Raw genomic sequence first — 18,962 nt, 5'->3', positions numbered from 1 at the left:
GATTTACATAATTTTGTAACTCAATAACAGACTTTTTGGTGTTTAAGTATATACAACGGCTTTCAATGTAATACTAAAATATAAATTTTTTATTTTACCTCAATATATCTACTTAAAATAGGTGAATAAGAATACAAAATTTGTAGGTTAGGTTAAGTTGCATTTCATTTAAGCTAACCTACAACTTAAAATGAGTTTATATAATTGCCAAGTTTACGGAAATAATCCCAACCGAATCCATAATTTTCTTGCTATCACTTGTGATTGACTATTTAAATCTAAACTGTTTACAGTTACTCTTCCGATAGGTGTTATACCTATAATCAAACCCGTTTCAGAATAAACTTGAAAATGCTCTTCCCATATATCTTCTCTAGGATGAAAAAGACATACTTCTGTATTAGATTCGGGATCTATTTCACTAAGACGAGAACCTTTACGCAAATTACAAGAACGACAAGCAAGGGCTAAATTACTTTCAACATTAGCACCTCCACGAGAAGTAGGAATAATATGTTCAACTTCAAAGGGAAAATTAAATACTAATTCCGGTGCATGACAATATTCACAACGATGAAAAGCGCGATCTGCTACCAGATGATAAAATGGATTCATTGACTCAACTTTTGTGCTAAAGATGCAGTTCTGGCTGTAGCAGCATTGAGTTCAGCATCAACAAGATTATCTAATTCAAGTTGGATTTCTGGGGGAAGAGTTTGTCCTTCATCTCTTGCTGTTCTCCACATACTCATTAAGTCGGATAAACGTTGTTTTTGCTCATTAGTGAAAAATTGATCAGGATGAAAGTTATCTATAATTAATAATGCTCGAAATTCAACTTCACCTAACTGTATAGTCAAAGCATCTAAAGCTTGACCGGCAGTTTTGCCAACAGACTGTTTATTTCCAGCAATAGCGCGATAAGACCTTTCTCCATTGGCATTTGATATAGGTACAATAGCAACTGTAGTCATAATGCTAATTAAGGATATCTGTTATTTATCAATTATACTATTAAGTAGGTTGGGTTGACGCAAGGAAACCCAACATCAACCAAAAATAATAAATATGTTGGGTTGCATTTCATTTAACCTAACCTACAAGAGTAATTCTTGCAAAATCGCCATAGATTTAGTAAGTTGTTGTTTAATTAAAATATCTAATAATTGATCTGATGTCATTGGCGGATTTTTTAAAGTATTCAATTGATTTTTAAATGCTTGACAAAAAAGCTCAGAATTAAGATTAATTAAATTCAAAATAAAATCATCTGGATGTTGTGCTTTAATACCATATCTTCCAATATATTCAGATGGAAAATCTTTCAAATTAAAAGTAACAATTACTTCAGCATCACTTTTAATAGCTGCTGCTAAAACATGACGATCATCTGCATCTGGAAGTTCTAATTCAGCAATTAATTGTTCATATCCTGTTACTAAACAATCCCGAACATTTTGATTCATTAACTGTTTCGTTCTTTCTAACTGTTTATAAGTCAGATCAGGACGATTTTTTAAAACATTATTCATCCATTCCTCATGGATTTTATCAGTCCATTTCGCCTGAAATAAATCAGTTAAAGCTAACCACATCAAAAAATCTCTGAGGGGTGCAGGATATAAAACACAAGCATCATAAACAACGATTAAACCAATTGCTTGCATTTAATATCCCATATTTAATTCTTGAGCTTGCTTTGCTAATTCTGCTAAAGTTTCCTGACGTTTAGCATCAATTATATTTTTATAATCTATTAAATCTTGATAGAATATTCTGCGAGTATTTCCTACTTTATGATCAGGAATTTCACCAGATTCTAATAATTGGGTCAGATAAGCATGGGAAACATTGAGAATTTTAGCTGCTTCTTGTATAGTTAATTGATCGGAAGTAATAAGATTCACTTTTCTGGTTTGCATTTTATTAACCCAACTTACAAACTATTTAAGATATGACCGATTGATAAACCCAGTTTTAATTCTATCAAACACTAAATCCATAAGTTTATCAACCAGTTTAATTGCTCTTTCTAAATCTTCTCTCTTGACTACTATAGAACTTTGTTGTCCATGAGCAACTGTATTTCTAATTTTGAGGAGAAATTTATCGAGTTCTTCTTCTAATGAATATCTAGGTTCTGGATATTCTGGAATTTTATCTAAATTGAAATCAGTTAGTATTCTATTTAAAACCTTAAAACCAACATTGCTTTCTGTATTTATATTTGGATTAATTTCCAGTGGATTAGTTTTATAAAACACCCCCAACTTATTAAAGAAATTTACTTTTTTCTTAAATTTCTCTGCATCTGGATATTGTTTAAATTGGGGAAATTTAGATTCAATATGATATATTATTATTGAGTCACACACTTGATCAATAGTAAGTTCTAATTTATTTAATTCTCGAACATATATTTGAAAAGAGGTTTGAATAAAACCTTCCCAAGTAGCATAAACTATGGGTATTGAATAATAAAGAAATAATTCCTCATCTGTGTTTGAAAATCCATATCTAGCGCACAGCAATTTTAACCATGACATTAACTCTCTTCTTTCCTCAATGTCTGACATTATTTCTTGTTCTAAAAGAGTGATCTGATTAGTCATTATTTATTGATGTTTCCAAATATTCTCTTTGCTTCTGTCAGACGATTGATAATTCTGTCTTTTTGATTATTTCCTCCTCTTCGGGAAAACTTGATTAAAACAGAGTCTTTATCAACTTCTTTAAGTTTATTCCGTATTATTTCTAAATCTTGAGATTTGTAATAATCATAATTTTCACCTACACCAATCGTAATCACATCATAAAGAGCAGTGGCAAAATTTCCATCTTTTTGACGAAAAATTTCTCTTCCTAACGGTTTCAGCAATGCAAATACTTGAGTAAATATCTTTCTGTAACCTTCATAATCAAAATTCTCATTTTCTAAAGCATCTTTCATAAATTTAGTCATGTGTTGTGAAATACTGGTGCGGACTTTTTTGATATTTTTGTAAAGAGAAATAAATCTCAAAGCCAATTCTTCATCATATAATTGCTCATATTGCTCATGACTTAAATCAATTAATGTCCGAAAATCTTGATTAGCTGCAAGTTCTTTAAGAAAATCATTAAACTTAGGTGAAATATCCCTGTAAATACAATTTCTAATCTCCTGAGTAGTCAACGGAGAACCACCAGTATTCAATCTATTAAAAAGTTCAAAACGCATATCATAATTACTATTGGTTCTGAGAATTTCTACTCTACAATTAGCTCTTTTTAAATTTAATCGAAATTTATTTGGTATACTTTCATAAGTGAATCCTTCCAAAGATTCAACTTTTTCACCTGCTGTTAACATCCAATTGTTATTTTTCCTAATACCTTCATCTTCGCTTTTCAAAACTCCAAAAAAGGAAAGTACAGTAGAAATTCTTTGCAAACCGTCCACTAATTCCCATACTCCTTCACTGTCTTCAGCTACAAATATGGGAGGAATGGGAATACCTAAAAGTATAGATTCAATAAAGCGTGTTCTCTGTTCTATATCCCAACGAAAATATCTTTGAAATGCAGGTTTAATAACTATTTCCTGGCGTTCATACATACCCATTATTTCACCGAAAGATACATCAAGTCTATCGGTGTGTAATAAATTTCTCTGTTCTTCGATTTGTATTGTTAGTTTTTCAGTATCCATGTTATTTACCGTTAACTATGGGTAATTGTCATTATTTGATTATATCAATCTGTAGGTTGGGTTGAGGAACGAAACCCAACATCAACTAATAATTATAAATGTGTTGGGTTGCATTTCATTTAACTTAACCTACAAACTAAAAAATTTGATCCTCTTTATCTTGGATTTCTTTCAAAGACTCAAAATAGTCAACAATCGGACTTTTAATTGATCGATCTAATTTTCGAGTATCTCTAATTGATTCAATCATTCTGTAAGCATTTCTAATATTTTTTCTAAATTTATTAATTTGATATTGACGCATAACAGAGTCAGTTATAGCAAAGATATCTTCCACTCCAACAAAAGCACCGACTGTATGAACAATAACTTCATCATCCAAGAAAAAACTTTCAGAATCCGCCAATTTAGCAATTTCTAAACCGACCTTAAAAGCTATTGCTTCCTTATTTTCATTTGATAACTCTTCTATCTCAAAAAGATCGATAATGATGCTAGAAGCTTTTTTTACAGCATAAAATAACTTCTGATAAGCTTCTATCTTTTTCTCAAATAGATGATCTGAAACAACTACTTTAGTAGATTTACCTTCAATTTCAAGTTTTGCTTCAGCTTCAGCTTCTTGCTTCCAGCGATTTAGCTCTTCTATAGTGTAGCGATCTCGATCATTGTCCACAAGTGTGGAGCAGGTTCCACATAACCAAACTCCATTATTTATTGATTTGCGCTGTTCACAAGACAATGATTTATCATAACGGGGACCTTTAGGTGATGCTGCTGTGATGTGTGCAGCAACTCCAACATTGACTGCCTTTTCTGAATCTTTGTGAGGACCACTGGTAAGCTTACGGCAGGAGGGGTTAGAACAGCGATAACCAACACGTTTCGCAAGCAAATCTTTAATTCTTTTAGGAAAATCGTCGCGTGAATCCATTTATTTAACACAATTTACAAACTACTTGATTGCTCCATCCTTCTTAGCTCTGCCAATAGCAATTTCCAGAATAAATTTGTGATGAGCGTCATTTTTGCCGAGTAGTCCAATAATTTCATCAATAGTAGCCAATATATTTTCATCACTATCAGTATATCCATTACTAACTAACATTTCTGCTATATTGTCTTTTGTCCAAACTGACATCGCTATAATTTCATCAGACTTCTTTAATAATTCAATCTGTTCCAAATAATTTACAGTTTTATTCATTTCTTTTTCAGCATTATTTTCTAGTCCATATTGAATTAACATCTCCGCAGATGGAAAGAATTTTTCACCACAGGCATGATTATTTATACACTTAGTTACAGCTATTTGCAGAGATTTATCATCCATTTCTTGACACTGACTAATCCTTTCTCGGTATACGTTTATAGCAAAGTTAGTTAACTTTTTCTCGTAGTAATCCTCTAATTCCGCAATATATTTCTGAAATTCTATTTCTGTAACAAGCGAATTACCAATTGTTTGTATATTTTCCATTTTTAAACTCTACTTCATGATATTGTTTATACCTTGTTGTACGTAGGTTGGGTTGACGTAAGGAAACCCAACATTAACAATAATAACAAATAGATTGGGTTAAATGAAATGCAACCCAACCTTGTATATTAGAGAAAGTGGTAGTCCATCCCAACCTACAAAAAACCTAACCCAAAACGAAATTCACCAACTTACCAGGAACAACAATCGCCTTCTTAATTTCCTTCCCTTCAATATAACGCTTCGCCACCTCAGACTCCCTTGCATACTTCTCCAACTCAGCCTTATCTAACTGGGAAGGAACTTGAATAGAACCGCGAGTTTTACCCATAATTTGAATTACCAAAGTAATCTCATCAGCTATCAAAGCCACAGGATCAAAACTCGGCCAAACTTGTGTATGTACCGTCCCCTTATTCCCCAACAAATGCCATAATTCATCAGCAATATGGGGAGCAAAAGGTGCTAACATAATCACCAAAGTTAGAATCCCTTCCGCATAAATTGGGGAATTATTACACTTAGCATCAGTCAGGGCATTACTTAACTTCATTAATTCCGAAATTGCGGTATTGAATTGATATTCATCTTCCACATCTTCCGTAATTGCTTGAATTGCTAAATGAATCGCTCTCCTTAAATCTTTTTCCTCTTTACTTAACTTATCAATTTCAGCTTTCTGTTTACAAACTCCCGCCGCAGCATAATCTGTAACCAACCGCCAAACGCGATTTAAAAAGCGGAATTGTCCCTCAACATCTGCCTCATCCCATTCTAAATCTTTTTCTGGAGGTGCTTTAAATAAAATGAACATTCGCGCCGTATCAATGCCATATTTATTAATCACATCTTCCGGTGCAACACCATTGCCTTTTGATTTAGACATGGTAGCATAGAGACGTTGTAAAGGTTCTCCAGTTTGGGGATCTATAGGATTATTAGCATCAACTAAATGAGAAGGAATCCATTTATCCTTACCACTTTTTTTTGGGTTCATGTAAGTTAAACCCTGTACCATTCCCTGAGTTAATAACTTTTGAAATGGTTCATCGAAGTTAAATAAACCTCTATCTCTTAATACTTTGGTGAAGAACCGCGAATACAATAAATGCAAAATTGCGTGTTCAATTCCTCCTACATATTGATCTACAGGCATCCAGTCATTTACTTTACCAGAATTAAAAATCTTTTCTTCATTTTTGGCATCAGAATAACGCAAGAAATACCAAGAAGAATCAATAAATGTATCCATTGTATCGGTTTCCCGTTTCGCAGGAGTGCCGCAAGTTGGACAAGGCACATTTACCCAACTTTCTAATTGTGCTAAAGGTGAACCACCACGGCCACTTAATTCAATATCTTCCGGTAATTGTACAGGTAAATCTTTTTCTGGTACTGGCACAATTCCACAATTAGGACAATGAATAACAGGGATAGGTGCGCCCCAATAACGTTGTCGAGAAATTAACCAATCTCTGAGGCGATATTGTATTCTTAATTTACCAAAATTTTGTTTTTGGGCAAATTCGATAATTGCCTTTTTCCCATCTACAGAATTCATCCCATTGAAGTCACCAGAATTAACTAAAATTCCCGCTTCTGTATAGGCTGATTTTAAAGTTTCTTCTGCACCAATTTCCGGGACAATTACTACTTTAATTGCTAAATTCTGTTCTTTGGCAAACTTGAAATCTCGCACATCATGGGCAGGTACACCCATCACCGCACCTGTACCATATTCATAGAGTACATAATCTGCAATCCAAATCGGTACTTCTTCACCGGTGAAGGGGTTAATAGCTTTTCCCCCGGTAGGAATACCCCGTTTTGGTTTGTCTTCTGCGGTTCTTTCTAACTCGCTTTGGTTGCTAACTTCTTTAATAAAGGCTTCTACGGCTGCTTTTTGTTCGGAAGTGGTGACAACTTGAGTTAAGGGGTGTTCTGGGGCTAAAACGACGTAACTTACACCATAAACGGTGTCTGGACGGGTGGTATAAACGCCAATTTTTTCCTCTGCACCAACAATAGGAAATTCTAAATATGCACCTGTGGATTTTCCGATCCAGTTGGCTTGCATTAACTTAACTCGTTCTGGCCAACCTGCGAGTTTATCTAAGTCATTTAATAATTCTTCGGCGTAGTCAGTAATTTTGAAAAACCATTGACGCAGTAATTTACGTTCTACTATTGCACCACTGCGCCAAGAACGTCCTTCATTATCAACTTGTTCGTTTGCTAATACAGTTTGGTCAATAGGATCCCAATTAACTGCAGCTTCTCTTTGATATGCTAAACCTGCTTGTAAAAATTGTAGAAATATCCATTGCGTCCATTTGTAATAATCGGGGGAACAGGTAGCAAGTTCAGTTTCCCAATCTAAGGATAAACCCAGACGTTGTAATTGTTGCCGCATTTGGGCAATATTTTGATATGTCCATTTAGCAGGGGGTACACCTCGATCAATGGCGGCGTTTTCTGCGGGTAGTCCGAAAGCATCCCAACCCATTGGATGTAATACCCGATACCCTTGCATCCGTTTGAGGCGGGCGATCACATCTGTAATTGTATAGTTACGGACGTGACCCATGTGCAAGCTACCGGACGGGTAGGGAAACATGGAAAGCGCGTAGAATTTGGGCTTGTTTTGGTCTTGAGGCGTTTTATCTAAGCCAAGTTCTAACCATGTTTGTTGCCATTTTTCCTCAATTGTAGCCGGTTGGTATGACGTTTTTTCGGGGGACTCCACAACTAAAACTCCTAATGCTTTTACCTAATTTCGCTATTGTGGCATAATCTAGACTATATCTACATCTATTAGACCTCTAGGGAAAGTCAACCACCCATCACTTACCCTTCGGGTAAGTGAGGGCTTGTAAAAGCCTAGTTGGACTTAGTTCTTAACCGAACTAGCTTAGAGGTAAGAGTCAAAGACCTACCAGAGAATGCGTAGCTAGTTCCCTGTTCTAGAACTTAAAAGTTAAACAGGCTTAAGGGTTAAACCAGTGCTTTTAAGATAGTTACCGACCTCTAACATTGTCAAAGCTAACATTACTCCAAAATGGGAGGCTCTTCGGAGCAAAATATTATGTCTAAAGTATTAGTTTTAGACACTGAAAAAGTTTCAATATCTCAACAATATCTGAACTGATTCAAGGTATCTCTTACAAATACTGTAAATCAATTCATAAAAAGGGGGGATCTTATCCTCTCAACTGAATATTTGCTTTTTGTAAAATCTTTAGTGATTCCTGGATCTTGAATTCTGACTCTTTTTATGATCATCCTCAAAGTAAGATGGTGTATCATTGTCTTTTTTCTCAAAATTTACCATGGCTACGATTAACGACAACTACCTGAAACTGAAAGCTGGTTATCTGTTTCCTGAAATTGCACGACGGGTAAATGCTTTCGCCCAAGCTAACCCCGATGCTAAAATCATTCGCTTGGGTATTGGTGATGTCACCGAACCTTTACCAGAAGCTTGTCGGACAGCGATGATTAAAGCTGTGGAAGATATGGGCGATCGCTCATCTTTTAAAGGATATGGACCAGAACAAGGTTATGCTTGGTTAAGGGAGAAAATTGCCACCCATGACTTTCAAGCCAGGGGCGCAGCCATAGAAGCCGATGAAATCTTTATTTCCGACGGTTCTAAATGCGATACAGGCAACATTTTAGATATTTTTGGCAAAAATAATATCATCGCCGTTACTGACCCCGTATACCCCGTTTACGTAGATACCAACGTCATGGCGGGTAATACAGGAGATGCGAATGAAAAAGGCGAATATGGTGGTTTAGTTTATTTACCTGTCACCGCCGAAAACAACTTTACAGCCGAAATTCCCAGCCAAAAAGTTGATTTAATTTATCTTTGCTTTCCTAATAATCCCACCGGTGCAACTGCAACTAAAGAACATTTGCAAGCATGGGTAAATTATGCTAAAGCTAACGGTTCAATTATCTTCTTTGATGCTGCTTACGAAGCATTTATTACTGATCCTACCTTACCCCATTCTATTTTTGAAATCGAAGGTGCAAGAGATTGTGCCATTGAATTCCGTTCTTTCTCTAAAAATGCCGGTTTTACGGGAACTCGTTGCGCTTTAACTGTTGTTCCCAAAAACCTCACAGCTAAAGCTGCTGATGGTTCTAATGTTGAACTGTGGAAACTCTGGAATCGTCGTCAGTCTACCAAATTTAATGGTGTTTCTTACATTATTCAAAGAGGTGCAGAAGCAGTTTATTCAGAAGCAGGACAATCACAAATTAAAGCTTTGATCAATTTCTATTTAGACAACGCCAAAATTATCCGCCAAGAACTCACAAACGCAGGTTTAAGTGTTTATGGTGGCGTAAATGCACCCTATGTATGGGTAAAAACTCCTCATGGTTTATCTAGTTGGGAATTTTTCGATAAGTTATTAGAAACTGTGAATGTTGTGGGTACTCCTGGTTCTGGTTTTGGTGCTGCTGGTGAAGGTTATTTCCGTATTTCTGCGTTTAATAGTCGGGAAAATGTGGAAGAAGCCATGAAACGGATCACAGCTAAGTTTAAGGTGTAATTCAAGTTTAATTATTCGTGGTGGGTAATGCCCACCCTACTTTTGTAAAATGAAACTTCCCAAGTCATCTTTATCTCGGAAATTTAATTACACAAATGGGGATTTTTCCTAAATAAAACTTGTTATACTATTTCTTTGTAAGTCTGCGATTTTTGAACTTTTCTCTCCCTGGTATCAATCACCTGTTATTCTCTCTTTTCCCCCGCATTTCTCATCAATTCCCCGATCAAACCCACAATAGCAGTCATAGAAATTAACATTACACTTAAAGCATTAATATCCGGTTTGACTCCGGTTCTAATGCGGCTAAAAATTTCTATGGGTAAGGTATTAGTGCCACTTCCAGCAGTGAAACTAGCAATTAAAAAATCATCTAAACTCAACACAAAAGCCAATAAACAACCAGAAATAATTGCTGGCATTAATTGAGGTAATAAAACCAAAATAAAAGCTTGTACTGGTGTCGCACCTAAATCTAAAGCTGCTTCCTCTAAATGGGGGTTGATATTATTCATTCGTGAAGAAACTACCAAACCAATATAGGATAGACAAAAAACAATATGGGCAGCAATAATAGTCCAGATACTCAAGGGAATGGCAAAAGCTGCTAAACATACTAGAGTGGAAACAGCGATCGCAATGTCAGGAATTAATAAAGGTAAATAAGCAATTCCCTGATATAATTTTTTACCAGGAAAATCATAGCGTGCCAACCCCACAGCCATTAATGTTCCCAACACTGCGGCCACAGTTACGGCAGAAAAAGCTACCAACAAACTATTATATAAGCCTGATAAAATCCGCTCATCAGTAAATAATTTTCCATACCATTCTAAAGTAAATCCCTGCCATTTAGCGCTGTAAGGTGACTGATTAAAGCTATAAAAAGCCAGTACCAAAATAGGCAGGTACATAAACACAAATATGACCATGGCAAAAACTCCCTGCCATGAAACACGGGATTTGTTAATCTGTTTGTATATATTCATACTTTTTAATATATGCAAGGATTGACAATTAGTATTATACGATACTTGCTGTTGTATTTGCAGTCAAGTTAAAAATTCTCAATATAACTAAGATATTATATCTAATTTATTTCTGAAGTATCAGATATTTACATTACCTAAGATAGACAAAAAATATCAAATATAAAACATAAGATTTGGTGGTAATCAATCATAGAGCAGGATAACTTAGAAATTTTTAGCTATTTCTGTGTTAGTTACTACATTTATTTTTCCCTAACTAGAAATAGAAATTTGATATTTTAGGAGATTGATGATGAAAATTGCTCAAATTGCTCCACTATGGGAGAGAGTTCCACCACCAGCTTATGGTGGCATAGAATTGGTAGTGGGGTTATTAACTGATGAACTAGTTCGTCGGGGACACGAAGTGACATTATTTGCATCAGGAGATTCTTTAACTTTAGCTAAGTTAATCTCCGTTCATCCCCGCGCTTTAAGGCTAGATTCTAGCATCAGAGATGCGAGTATTTACGAATTGCTGCAATTAGCATCAGTCTATGAAAAAGCCGCAGATTTTGATATTATTCATTCCCACATGGGAGTTGCAACATTGACATCTGCCAACTTAGTAAAAACTCCTACAGTACATACTTTACATGGCATTTTTACACCAGATAATGAAAAAATCTTTAAACATTGCCGACAACAGCCTTATATTACTATTTCTAATTCTCAACGAGAAAACCGGTTAGGATTAAACTATGTAAAAACTGTTTATAATGGGATAGATGTCAGCAGTTATGAATTTTATCCTCAACCACAAGAACCACCTTATTTAGCTTTTTTAGGCAGAATGTCACCGGAAAAAGGACCACATTTAGCCATTGAAATTGCTAAAAAAACAGGGTGGAAATTAAAAATGGCAGGTAAGGTAGATTTAGTAGATTTAGACTATTTTGAAGCCAGGATTAAACCATATATTGATGGTAAGCAAATTGAATATTTAGGTGAAGCCAATCATCTCCAAAAAAATGCACTTATGGGAGGTGCTTATGCAACTTTATTCCCCATTACTTGGCGAGAACCTTTTGGTTTAGTTATGATAGAATCCATGGCATCAGGTACACCTGTAATTGGAATGCGAATGGGTTCAACAGAGGAAATAATTGTAGATGGAGAAACTGGTTTTCTTTGTCGTAATGTAGAAGAATGTATTAATTCTCTTGGCAAAATAGAACAATTAAATCGTGATGCTTGTCGTCAATATGTGGAAAACAATTTTAGTATTCAACAAATGACTGATGGTTATGAAGCAGTTTATCAACGGATAATTGCAGAAAAATTAGAACAACAAAATGGTTATTTATACAATGCTTTAGTTACTTAATAGTGGTAGGGGAACAGGCGAAAATTGCAAAATTTAGTTCCCCGACTTATTAAATAAGTTGGGGATATTATTGTTAATAAGCGTGCTGATTTTCTATTGTATTCCTATAAAACATTTAAGATATTCTCGTAAGCAATCAGTAATCAGCAAAAGCTGGAATTTATGAGCATTTTAATTGGAAAACATTGATGAAAAAACTTGCTGATAGATGATTCCTTCTAAAAACAAATATTCTCACTTCTGTACGGGCGAATGGCCGTTCGCCCCTGCTGACTCCTGAATTCTGACAATTTGTCCAATCTCCCCTTCCCCAGTAGCCAAGACTAACCAAATTTCGCTACATTAGAAAAATGTACACCTAATAGGAATTTTCAATGTCAGCACAACTGTTACTGGTAGATGATGAACCGGGATTACGGGAAGCTGTGAAAGAATACTTACAAGAAAGCGGTTTTAGGGTTCAAACTGCCAGTAATGCCCGTGAAGGTTGGGACTGGATGCAACAGAACACCCCCGATTTAGTCATTTCTGATATTATGATGCCCCAGGTGGATGGCTATCAGTTCCTCAAACAACTGCGAGATGACCCCCGCTTTCAAGCTTTACCAGTGGTATTTTTAACAGCTAAAGGCATGACAGGCGATCGCATTCAAGGCTATCATGCCGGAGTGGACTCTTATCTACCCAAACCATTTGACCCCGATGAATTAGTAGCCATAATTGAAAACTTACTAGCACGTCGCACCGCCCAAACCTCCCCTAGTGGTGAAGATAGCCAAACCCCAAATCTTGCCGATTTGGCGAATCAAATCGCTCAAATTAGAATACTATTAACTCATAGAAATTCCATATCCCCATCCCCAGCCCCCTTTAAAATAGATTTGACTCCTAGGGAGCAAAGTGTTTTAAACCTAGTTGCAGAAGGATTAATGAACAAGGAAATTGCCCGTCGTTTAGAAACAAGCGTCCGCAATGTAGAAAAATATGTCAGTCGTTTATTTAGTAAAACTGGTACTAATAGCCGCACAGAGTTAGTTCGTTTTGCGTTAGAACATGGTCTAGCCAAGTAAACTACCCCTATCGGTAATTAGGATATGTGGTATAAAAATGGTAAAATGCACCTGGATGAGGACAAAAATATCGTAGACGTAATTGCACGTTTACAAACAAATTAGTGATTGAGATAGAACAGGTAGAAGCAGAACTTAAAAACTTAATCTTCTCAATGGTAAATGGGATTTCCCAACGGAGGCAATGACACAGAATAACTACTGAATAGTATCCGCAAAATTGCGTAAGCGCATGAGTTGACGGCGCATCTGGGGAGAGGCTTTAAACTCAGAAATCTCTTGAGCTTTAACAGAAGCCTGTAAAGTTTCTAAAAAGTCATCCGATCCTTCAGTTAAAGCCTCTAGTAAAACTTGTAACAGTTGATCACGATCACCTAACAGACTTTTTTCCTCAATCAACCGGAATTTGAGGTGAATTTCGCATTCATAAACACCGACTTCAGGATTATTTATTTGACGCGGTAATGCTTTGGAGTTCATAGTTTTGAGGATTCCTTTAATTAGTGGTCATACGGGTGAGAGACCTGAATCTCTGTCAAAAATTGCTTATACCTTCCTTATTCTTTTGTAAATCCAAAGTTTTTCGAGATAAGAATTTTTCCCCATCCATAAAACTGGCATTTTATTTTACTCCCCCTGGATTTTTTTAGTCAGATTTTACTCTTTTTTGATGTTTCTTTACCAACTATGTCTTATGCAAGCCATAAACTATTATTCAGTTTTTGAGATGTTATACCATGAAGTTTTTGTAAAAAATTGATTAGACCTTTTTAAAGCTTTTTACATCAACTTGTTCCAAACGTCAAGAAATATTATTTTTTTTACTTTTTCGCCAGGATAATACTTAAGCATTTATACTGAACACGCTCCTTTGATCAATGCAACTTATAGTTTTATAAAAACTCACTAATTGCAGAAAACTTCCGTGAAGCCACCACAATATAAGTATATTTACATCAGAAAAAATCATCATCAGTCAAAAAATCAGAAAATTTTGGAGGAATAATCACATACATGAGGGAAAATCAACTCCAAAAATTCTCAACTCCTGAACTCCTTAACTTCTGTATTGTTGTTAAAATGATGGCAGTGTAATTCAGCCAAACTCTTACACCTAAATTTATGGATAACCCAATGCTGCTTAAGTCCACAACCCGTCATATTCGCATTTTTGCTGCGGAAATGGACAGGGATGAACTGATTCCCAGTAATCAAGTCTTGACATTAGATGTTGATCCAGACAACGAATTTAACTGGAATGAAGACGCTCTACAAAAAGTTTATCGCCAGTTTGATCAGCTTGTAGAAGCATCTAGTGGCGCAGATCTAACCGATTATAACTTACGCCGCATTGGTTCAGACTTAGAACATTATCTGCGATCGCTTTTGCAAAAAGGCGAAATTAGCTACAATCTCTCTAGTCGTGTCCCTAACTACAGTATGGGATTACCCCAAGTAGTAACAAAAGACAATTAATCGGCCTCTGGCAAAAGCAATGTTGACAAGGGTTGGGAGCAGGTGAAAAGGTCAGGGGCAAAGTTTAATTCTTTCCTCTATCCCTTTTTACTCTCTGGTGTAATTGACTAAGTATGTTAAGTTTTAATGACAAGTGATAAATTAGTCCCGCTATGACTACATATTCCCATAAAAATAAAAGTTATGATTAGGCTGTGGATTGCCCAAACTAGGCACAGTGGCCAGTGCTGCTACCAAATACTGTTGAAAAAAATGCCAATTGCAGAATCGGTGGGAAAATTATGGAAAATGATGCGGTAAGGCTTTACTGCCCAAAGGAATCTTGTCAATTTGCTAATCCTCTCACCCACAAATTTTGCCAGGATTGTTCCACGCCTTTACCCAAGCGTTACCTCTGGGCTGTTGGTAGTGATCTCCATGACTGTCATTCTGGAACTATCTTAGGCGATCGCTATTTAGTTATTCATAAATCCATTCTTTTAGACATTAAACCTGGGTTATTACCCGAAATACCCGAATCAGATAATTTAGGATCAATCAAACCTTATCTCAAACTCATTCCCCATCGTCTGCATATCCCACAAGTTTATGGCATTCTCAATTTAGAGCATCACCAGCGCCACAAAAAGATCCTTCTCCTAGAAAGACCACCGTTAATCACTGATGCAACTGTCAACGAAGTACATCTATGTAATAGTTTAGACACTGCTTGGACAGAAGCTTCATCAATCCGCCAAATCCATTGGTTGTGGCAATTAGCTAATTTATGGCAACCTCTAGCTATGGAAGGCGCAACCTCTACCCTACTTGACCTAGATTGCATCAGAGTAGAAGGAGTATTAATTCGATTATTAGAATTACGGCTTGATATAGACCACAGCCCCAAATTATGCCAATTGGGGGAATTTTGGCAACAATTGCTTAAAAATGCTAAACCCAGCATTGCCGCCTTTCTGCAAGAACTCTGTGATCTGCTGATTCAGGGAGAAATTAAATCATCGGAACAATTAATCAAGGTTTTAGATGAAGGGTTAAGTCAATTAAAAGGATCTCAAACTTCCACAATTAAAATCTACACGAAAACAGACCCAGGTCCTAGTCGGCCACGGAACGAAGATGCCTGTTATCCCCCCAGCGATACCTTAATTAGTCAACCACCCGATCATAATGTCCTCGCCATTGTTTGTGATGGTATTGGTGGACATGAGGGGGGAAATGTCGCCTCTAACCTCGCCATTGAAACCATTGAGCAAGAAGTCAGAGAATTAACCTCACTTGCCTACAATAAGATAGATCCCTCTTTGCTGCTGTTAGATTTAGAAGGAGCAGTAGCCAATGCCAACGACAAAATCAGTCAGCGCAACGATAGCGAAAATCGTCAAGGACGACAACGCATGGGTACAACCATTGTCATGGCTTTACCTATTGCCCATGAAATGTATATTACTCATGTGGGTGATAGTCGTGCCTACTGGATTACTCGCCATAACTGCTATCAAGTCACCTTAGATGATGATGTGGCCTCCCGTGAAGTTCGTTTGGGCTATGCTTTATATCGGGAAGCATTGCAACATAGTGGTTCTGGCTCATTGGTACAAGCCTTGGGTATGAGTAAAAGCAACCTCCTACATCCTACTTCTCAACGCTTTATTATTGATGAAGACGCGGTTTTCTTGCTCACGTCCGATGGATTAAGTGATTTTGACCGGGTAGAAGAATATTGGGAAGCAGAAATATTACCCCTACTATCAGGTCAAACCACTATAGATAATGTGGCAGAAAAATTAATCAACATTGCCAATACTAAAAATGGCCATGATAATGTGACTATTGCTTTAGTGCATTATGATGTTAAATACTCTGAACCAGATCAAAATATTGCAGTAGACATTGTTAATATTCTCACCAACACACAGGCACTAACATTCAATTATACCGTTAATGATGAAAGTGAGATTAGCGCTCAGAAAACTCAAGTCATTAAGGAAAACAAATCTGTTACACCTGCTTCTGTACCACTACAGTTAGTGGTAATTTTGGGCTTAATGCTATTAGTTGGTTTATTAGGATATTGGTTTAAATCGCAAATTAAATCATCAACAACTATTTCCCCACCGTCACCCTCTGCTAGTAAACTCCCAACTAATTCTACAGATAGAAATTTAGAGAATTTATCTCGTAATTGGGTAATTCAGATAAATAAGCCTTTCAATACTAAGAATCAATCCTTTCGGGCGCGAAGTTTTTTCCGGGTGATAGACAAAACACCTAATCGTCAAGCAGCAGATAATCCAGATTTTTGGTTGCGGTTATGTACAACAAGTAATTCCCTATCTACCACAATTAAACTGAATTTTTCCCAACTCCAAGATTTAAACATCTCTGTTTTACCATCGGATCAACCGAGTCCCTGTGGAGTAGGCACAAGGTCAGAAGGCACGAAGTAGGGGGTTAATTACCCATTACCAATTACCATTGGCGCTAAATTGTAAAAAACCTGAAATAATACAAATATTATAGACAAAAGCAAAAATGCTGAATTGTCCGAATTTTCTTTACCTGTAATTTTCTGTATATCCATATTTTGAACGTTTAACTTTCACTAATCCATGTCTTGCCTAAATTTGGCGATCGCCCGTCTAGTAAATACTGGTACTGATAATTTCGCCATTTGGGTAGTCAAAGCGCCCTATCCCAGTGGCTACGTACTTCGTGATTGTGTTTTCCCTGTTGAACTTAACCAGGTTTGGGGAGAATGGCAACAAATGTTTGCTGGTCATACTCCTGTAAATATCACTTCCTTACCTACTTCTGGATCAGTGGGTTTACCCTCATCTGTGATGTCGCCGACTGAAGGTCAACATCCCAGTCCTTACAGTAGTCGTCTCATGCAATCTTTAGGCATCCATTTATGGCAATGGGTATTTGATGGCGCGATTTTGAGTAGTTGGGAACGCAGTCGGGGTATGGCCATGGGTCAGCATACCCAATTACAGTTTCGTCTAGAAATTCGTGATCCCGATCTGATCGCCTTACCTTGGGAAATTATGCAAAGGGAAGCTGGCCAAGCTGCCATCTCTCTTTCCCAGGATGTTTTATTTAGTCGTACTATTAGTCAAGTTGAACCCCTGCCAGAATTGCGAACTGATCGGGGGGTAAATATCTTACTGGTGTTAGGACATGATCATCAATTACAACTAGATCAGGAAGCGTCCTTATTAAAAAAAGTTCTGTTAGAAGGTCGTCCTGGAGGAGCAACCCATCTAGGATATGCACCTTGTACAGTAAAAACACTAATGCAGCCTACCGGTGCGGAGTTAATTGACGAGTTAGAAACTAAAGCCTATAATGTTTTATTCTATGCTGGCCATGGGCTACCAGACCCGGATGGAGGCTCATTATTTTTAGGCAATGGACTGAAAATTAATGGTATAGAATTAGCTCAAGTTCTCACTCGTACAGGGGTAAAATTAGCTGTTTTTAATGCTTGTTGGGGAGCGCAACCAGCAGTAATTAATCACCAAGCTATACCTGTCAGCAGTTTGGCCGAGGTGCTGATTGGTCATGGGGTGCCGGCGGTTTTGGCAATGCGTGATGAAATTGCGGATGCAGAAAGTCATAGTTTTATCCAAACGTTTGCTTTAAGCTTGCGATCGCGCAAATCCATTGGTGAAGCTGTAGCTGTGGCCAGGCAAGAACTATTAACTCTGTATAAATTCAATCAACCAGCTTGGACTCTGCCGGTGCTGTACCTGCATCCAGATTTTGATGGGGAACTGATTAAAACCGTAGATGAAGGGATTACAGAACTACCAGATACGGCAGTTTTTGAGGTGGCTACCCCAGACAAGAAGGCATATTTGCGATCGCTTTCACCGGGAGGCAAAACTTGGTTATTGCGTTCTGCCGTTACCCGCATCGGACGCACGAAAGATAATGATATTGTCATCCCGGAAATTTATATTTCCAAACGCCACGCAGAAATTCTCTGCCGTAATATTCTCAATGGCAACACATCCAACATAGCCTATTACCTACAAGACTTCTCCACCTATGGGACTACCTGGTATTTAAGCCCCAATGGTTGGCAACAGATCCTCCGGGAAGAAGTGTCTCTAACATCAGGAATGCAGTTAATGTTTGGTAGTTCTAAAGGAGAAATTTGGGAATTTATTCGGGAAGAAGATTCAGATTCGATGAACTACAGGACTTACGCAAAATAGAACGAAAGTAGGGGTAATACCCTTCGGGAAGCAAGCTACATGAATTACCCCTACAAAATAATCAGGGTTGCAGTTACATCTTGCGTAAGTCCTAAACTA

General features: G+C 37.0%; 17 protein-coding genes. 6 read left to right on the top strand and 11 right to left on the bottom strand.

The annotated features are described in order from the left end of the window. Window positions 1–213: 213 nt before the first annotated feature. The 9 genes from CUN59_RS16490 to leuS all read right to left on the bottom strand — a co-directional run bounded on the left by CUN59_RS16490 (window position 214) and on the right by leuS (window position 7,917). Window positions 214–615: an HNH endonuclease gene (locus CUN59_RS16490; protein ID WP_104388862.1), complete on the bottom strand. Its 402-nt coding sequence runs from the start codon at window positions 613–615 to the stop codon at window positions 214–216. Further along, window positions 612–974, bottom strand: coding sequence for a hypothetical protein (locus CUN59_RS16485; RefSeq protein ID WP_104388861.1), 363 nt, complete (start codon window positions 972–974; stop codon window positions 612–614). The genes CUN59_RS16490 and CUN59_RS16485 overlap by 4 nt, the downstream gene beginning before the upstream one ends. A gap of 123 nt (window positions 975–1,097) precedes the next feature. Beyond that, a complete protein-coding gene (locus CUN59_RS16480; RefSeq protein ID WP_104388860.1) occupies window positions 1,098–1,667 on the bottom strand; it encodes a PIN domain-containing protein in 570 nt (189 codons plus the stop codon). Continuing rightward, a complete protein-coding gene (locus tag CUN59_RS16475; RefSeq protein ID WP_104388859.1) occupies window positions 1,668–1,922 on the bottom strand; it encodes an excisionase family DNA-binding protein in 255 nt (84 codons plus the stop codon). 21 nt (window positions 1,923–1,943) lie between these two features. Further along, complete coding sequence (locus CUN59_RS16470) at window positions 1,944–2,612, bottom strand: MAE_28990/MAE_18760 family HEPN-like nuclease (protein WP_104388858.1); 669 nt, start codon at window positions 2,610–2,612, stop codon at window positions 1,944–1,946. Beyond that, window positions 2,612–3,691, bottom strand: coding sequence for a GmrSD restriction endonuclease domain-containing protein (locus CUN59_RS16465; RefSeq protein ID WP_104388857.1), 1,080 nt, complete (start codon window positions 3,689–3,691; stop codon window positions 2,612–2,614). The genes CUN59_RS16470 and CUN59_RS16465 overlap by 1 nt, the downstream gene beginning before the upstream one ends. Window positions 3,692–3,827: 136 nt before the next feature. After that, window positions 3,828–4,625, bottom strand: coding sequence for a hypothetical protein (locus CUN59_RS16460; RefSeq protein ID WP_104388856.1), 798 nt, complete (start codon window positions 4,623–4,625; stop codon window positions 3,828–3,830). A 21-nt stretch (window positions 4,626–4,646) separates the two neighbouring features. Next, window positions 4,647–5,171, bottom strand: a complete 525-nt coding sequence (locus CUN59_RS16455; protein WP_104388855.1) for a hypothetical protein — start codon at window positions 5,169–5,171, stop codon at window positions 4,647–4,649. A gap of 166 nt (window positions 5,172–5,337) precedes the next feature. Then, a complete protein-coding gene (leuS, locus tag CUN59_RS16450; RefSeq protein WP_104388854.1) occupies window positions 5,338–7,917 on the bottom strand; it encodes a leucine--tRNA ligase in 2,580 nt (859 codons plus the stop codon). Window positions 7,918–8,500: 583 nt separating this feature from the next. On the opposite strand from leuS, the gene CUN59_RS16445 reads away from it, so the two are divergent. Beyond that, window positions 8,501–9,736: an LL-diaminopimelate aminotransferase gene (locus CUN59_RS16445; RefSeq protein ID WP_104388853.1), complete on the top strand. Its 1,236-nt coding sequence runs from the start codon at window positions 8,501–8,503 to the stop codon at window positions 9,734–9,736. A gap of 185 nt (window positions 9,737–9,921) precedes the next feature. On the opposite strand, the gene CUN59_RS16440 is transcribed toward CUN59_RS16445, so the two are convergent. Further along, a complete protein-coding gene (locus tag CUN59_RS16440; RefSeq protein ID WP_306460521.1) occupies window positions 9,922–10,668 on the bottom strand; it encodes an ABC transporter permease in 747 nt (248 codons plus the stop codon). Window positions 10,669–11,020: 352 nt separating this feature from the next. Here CUN59_RS16440 and CUN59_RS16435 point away from each other — a divergent pair, with 352 nt between their 5' ends. Continuing rightward, window positions 11,021–12,094, top strand: a complete 1,074-nt coding sequence (locus CUN59_RS16435) for a glycosyltransferase family 4 protein (RefSeq protein WP_104388851.1) — start codon at window positions 11,021–11,023, stop codon at window positions 12,092–12,094. A gap of 374 nt (window positions 12,095–12,468) precedes the next feature. Continuing rightward, window positions 12,469–13,164, top strand: coding sequence for a response regulator transcription factor (locus tag CUN59_RS16430; RefSeq protein WP_104388850.1), 696 nt, complete (start codon window positions 12,469–12,471; stop codon window positions 13,162–13,164). A 198-nt stretch (window positions 13,165–13,362) separates the two neighbouring features. Here CUN59_RS16430 and CUN59_RS16425 read toward each other — a convergent pair whose 3' ends face one another. Next, window positions 13,363–13,644: an Npun_R1517 family heterocyst differentiation transcriptional regulator gene (locus CUN59_RS16425; RefSeq protein ID WP_104388849.1), complete on the bottom strand. Its 282-nt coding sequence runs from the start codon at window positions 13,642–13,644 to the stop codon at window positions 13,363–13,365. Window positions 13,645–14,286: 642 nt separating this feature from the next. Between CUN59_RS16425 and CUN59_RS16420 the strand changes: the two genes are divergently transcribed. From CUN59_RS16420 to CUN59_RS16410, 3 genes are all read left to right on the top strand, one after another. Then, window positions 14,287–14,640, top strand: coding sequence for an NAD(P)H-quinone oxidoreductase subunit M (locus tag CUN59_RS16420; protein ID WP_104388848.1), 354 nt, complete (start codon window positions 14,287–14,289; stop codon window positions 14,638–14,640). Window positions 14,641–14,921: 281 nt separating this feature from the next. Further along, window positions 14,922–17,087, top strand: a complete 2,166-nt coding sequence (locus CUN59_RS16415) for a PP2C family protein-serine/threonine phosphatase (RefSeq protein WP_104388873.1) — start codon at window positions 14,922–14,924, stop codon at window positions 17,085–17,087. Between the two features lie 162 nt (window positions 17,088–17,249). Continuing rightward, a complete protein-coding gene (locus CUN59_RS16410) occupies window positions 17,250–18,863 on the top strand; it encodes a CHAT domain-containing protein (protein ID WP_104388847.1) in 1,614 nt (537 codons plus the stop codon). The last annotated feature ends 99 nt before the right edge of the window (window positions 18,864–18,962 follow it).

Source organism: Cuspidothrix issatschenkoi CHARLIE-1, assembly GCF_002934005.1.
GTDB lineage: Bacteria > Cyanobacteriota > Cyanobacteriia > Cyanobacteriales > Nostocaceae > Cuspidothrix > Cuspidothrix issatschenkoi.
This window is presented reverse-complemented; position numbering and strand designations above follow the sequence as displayed.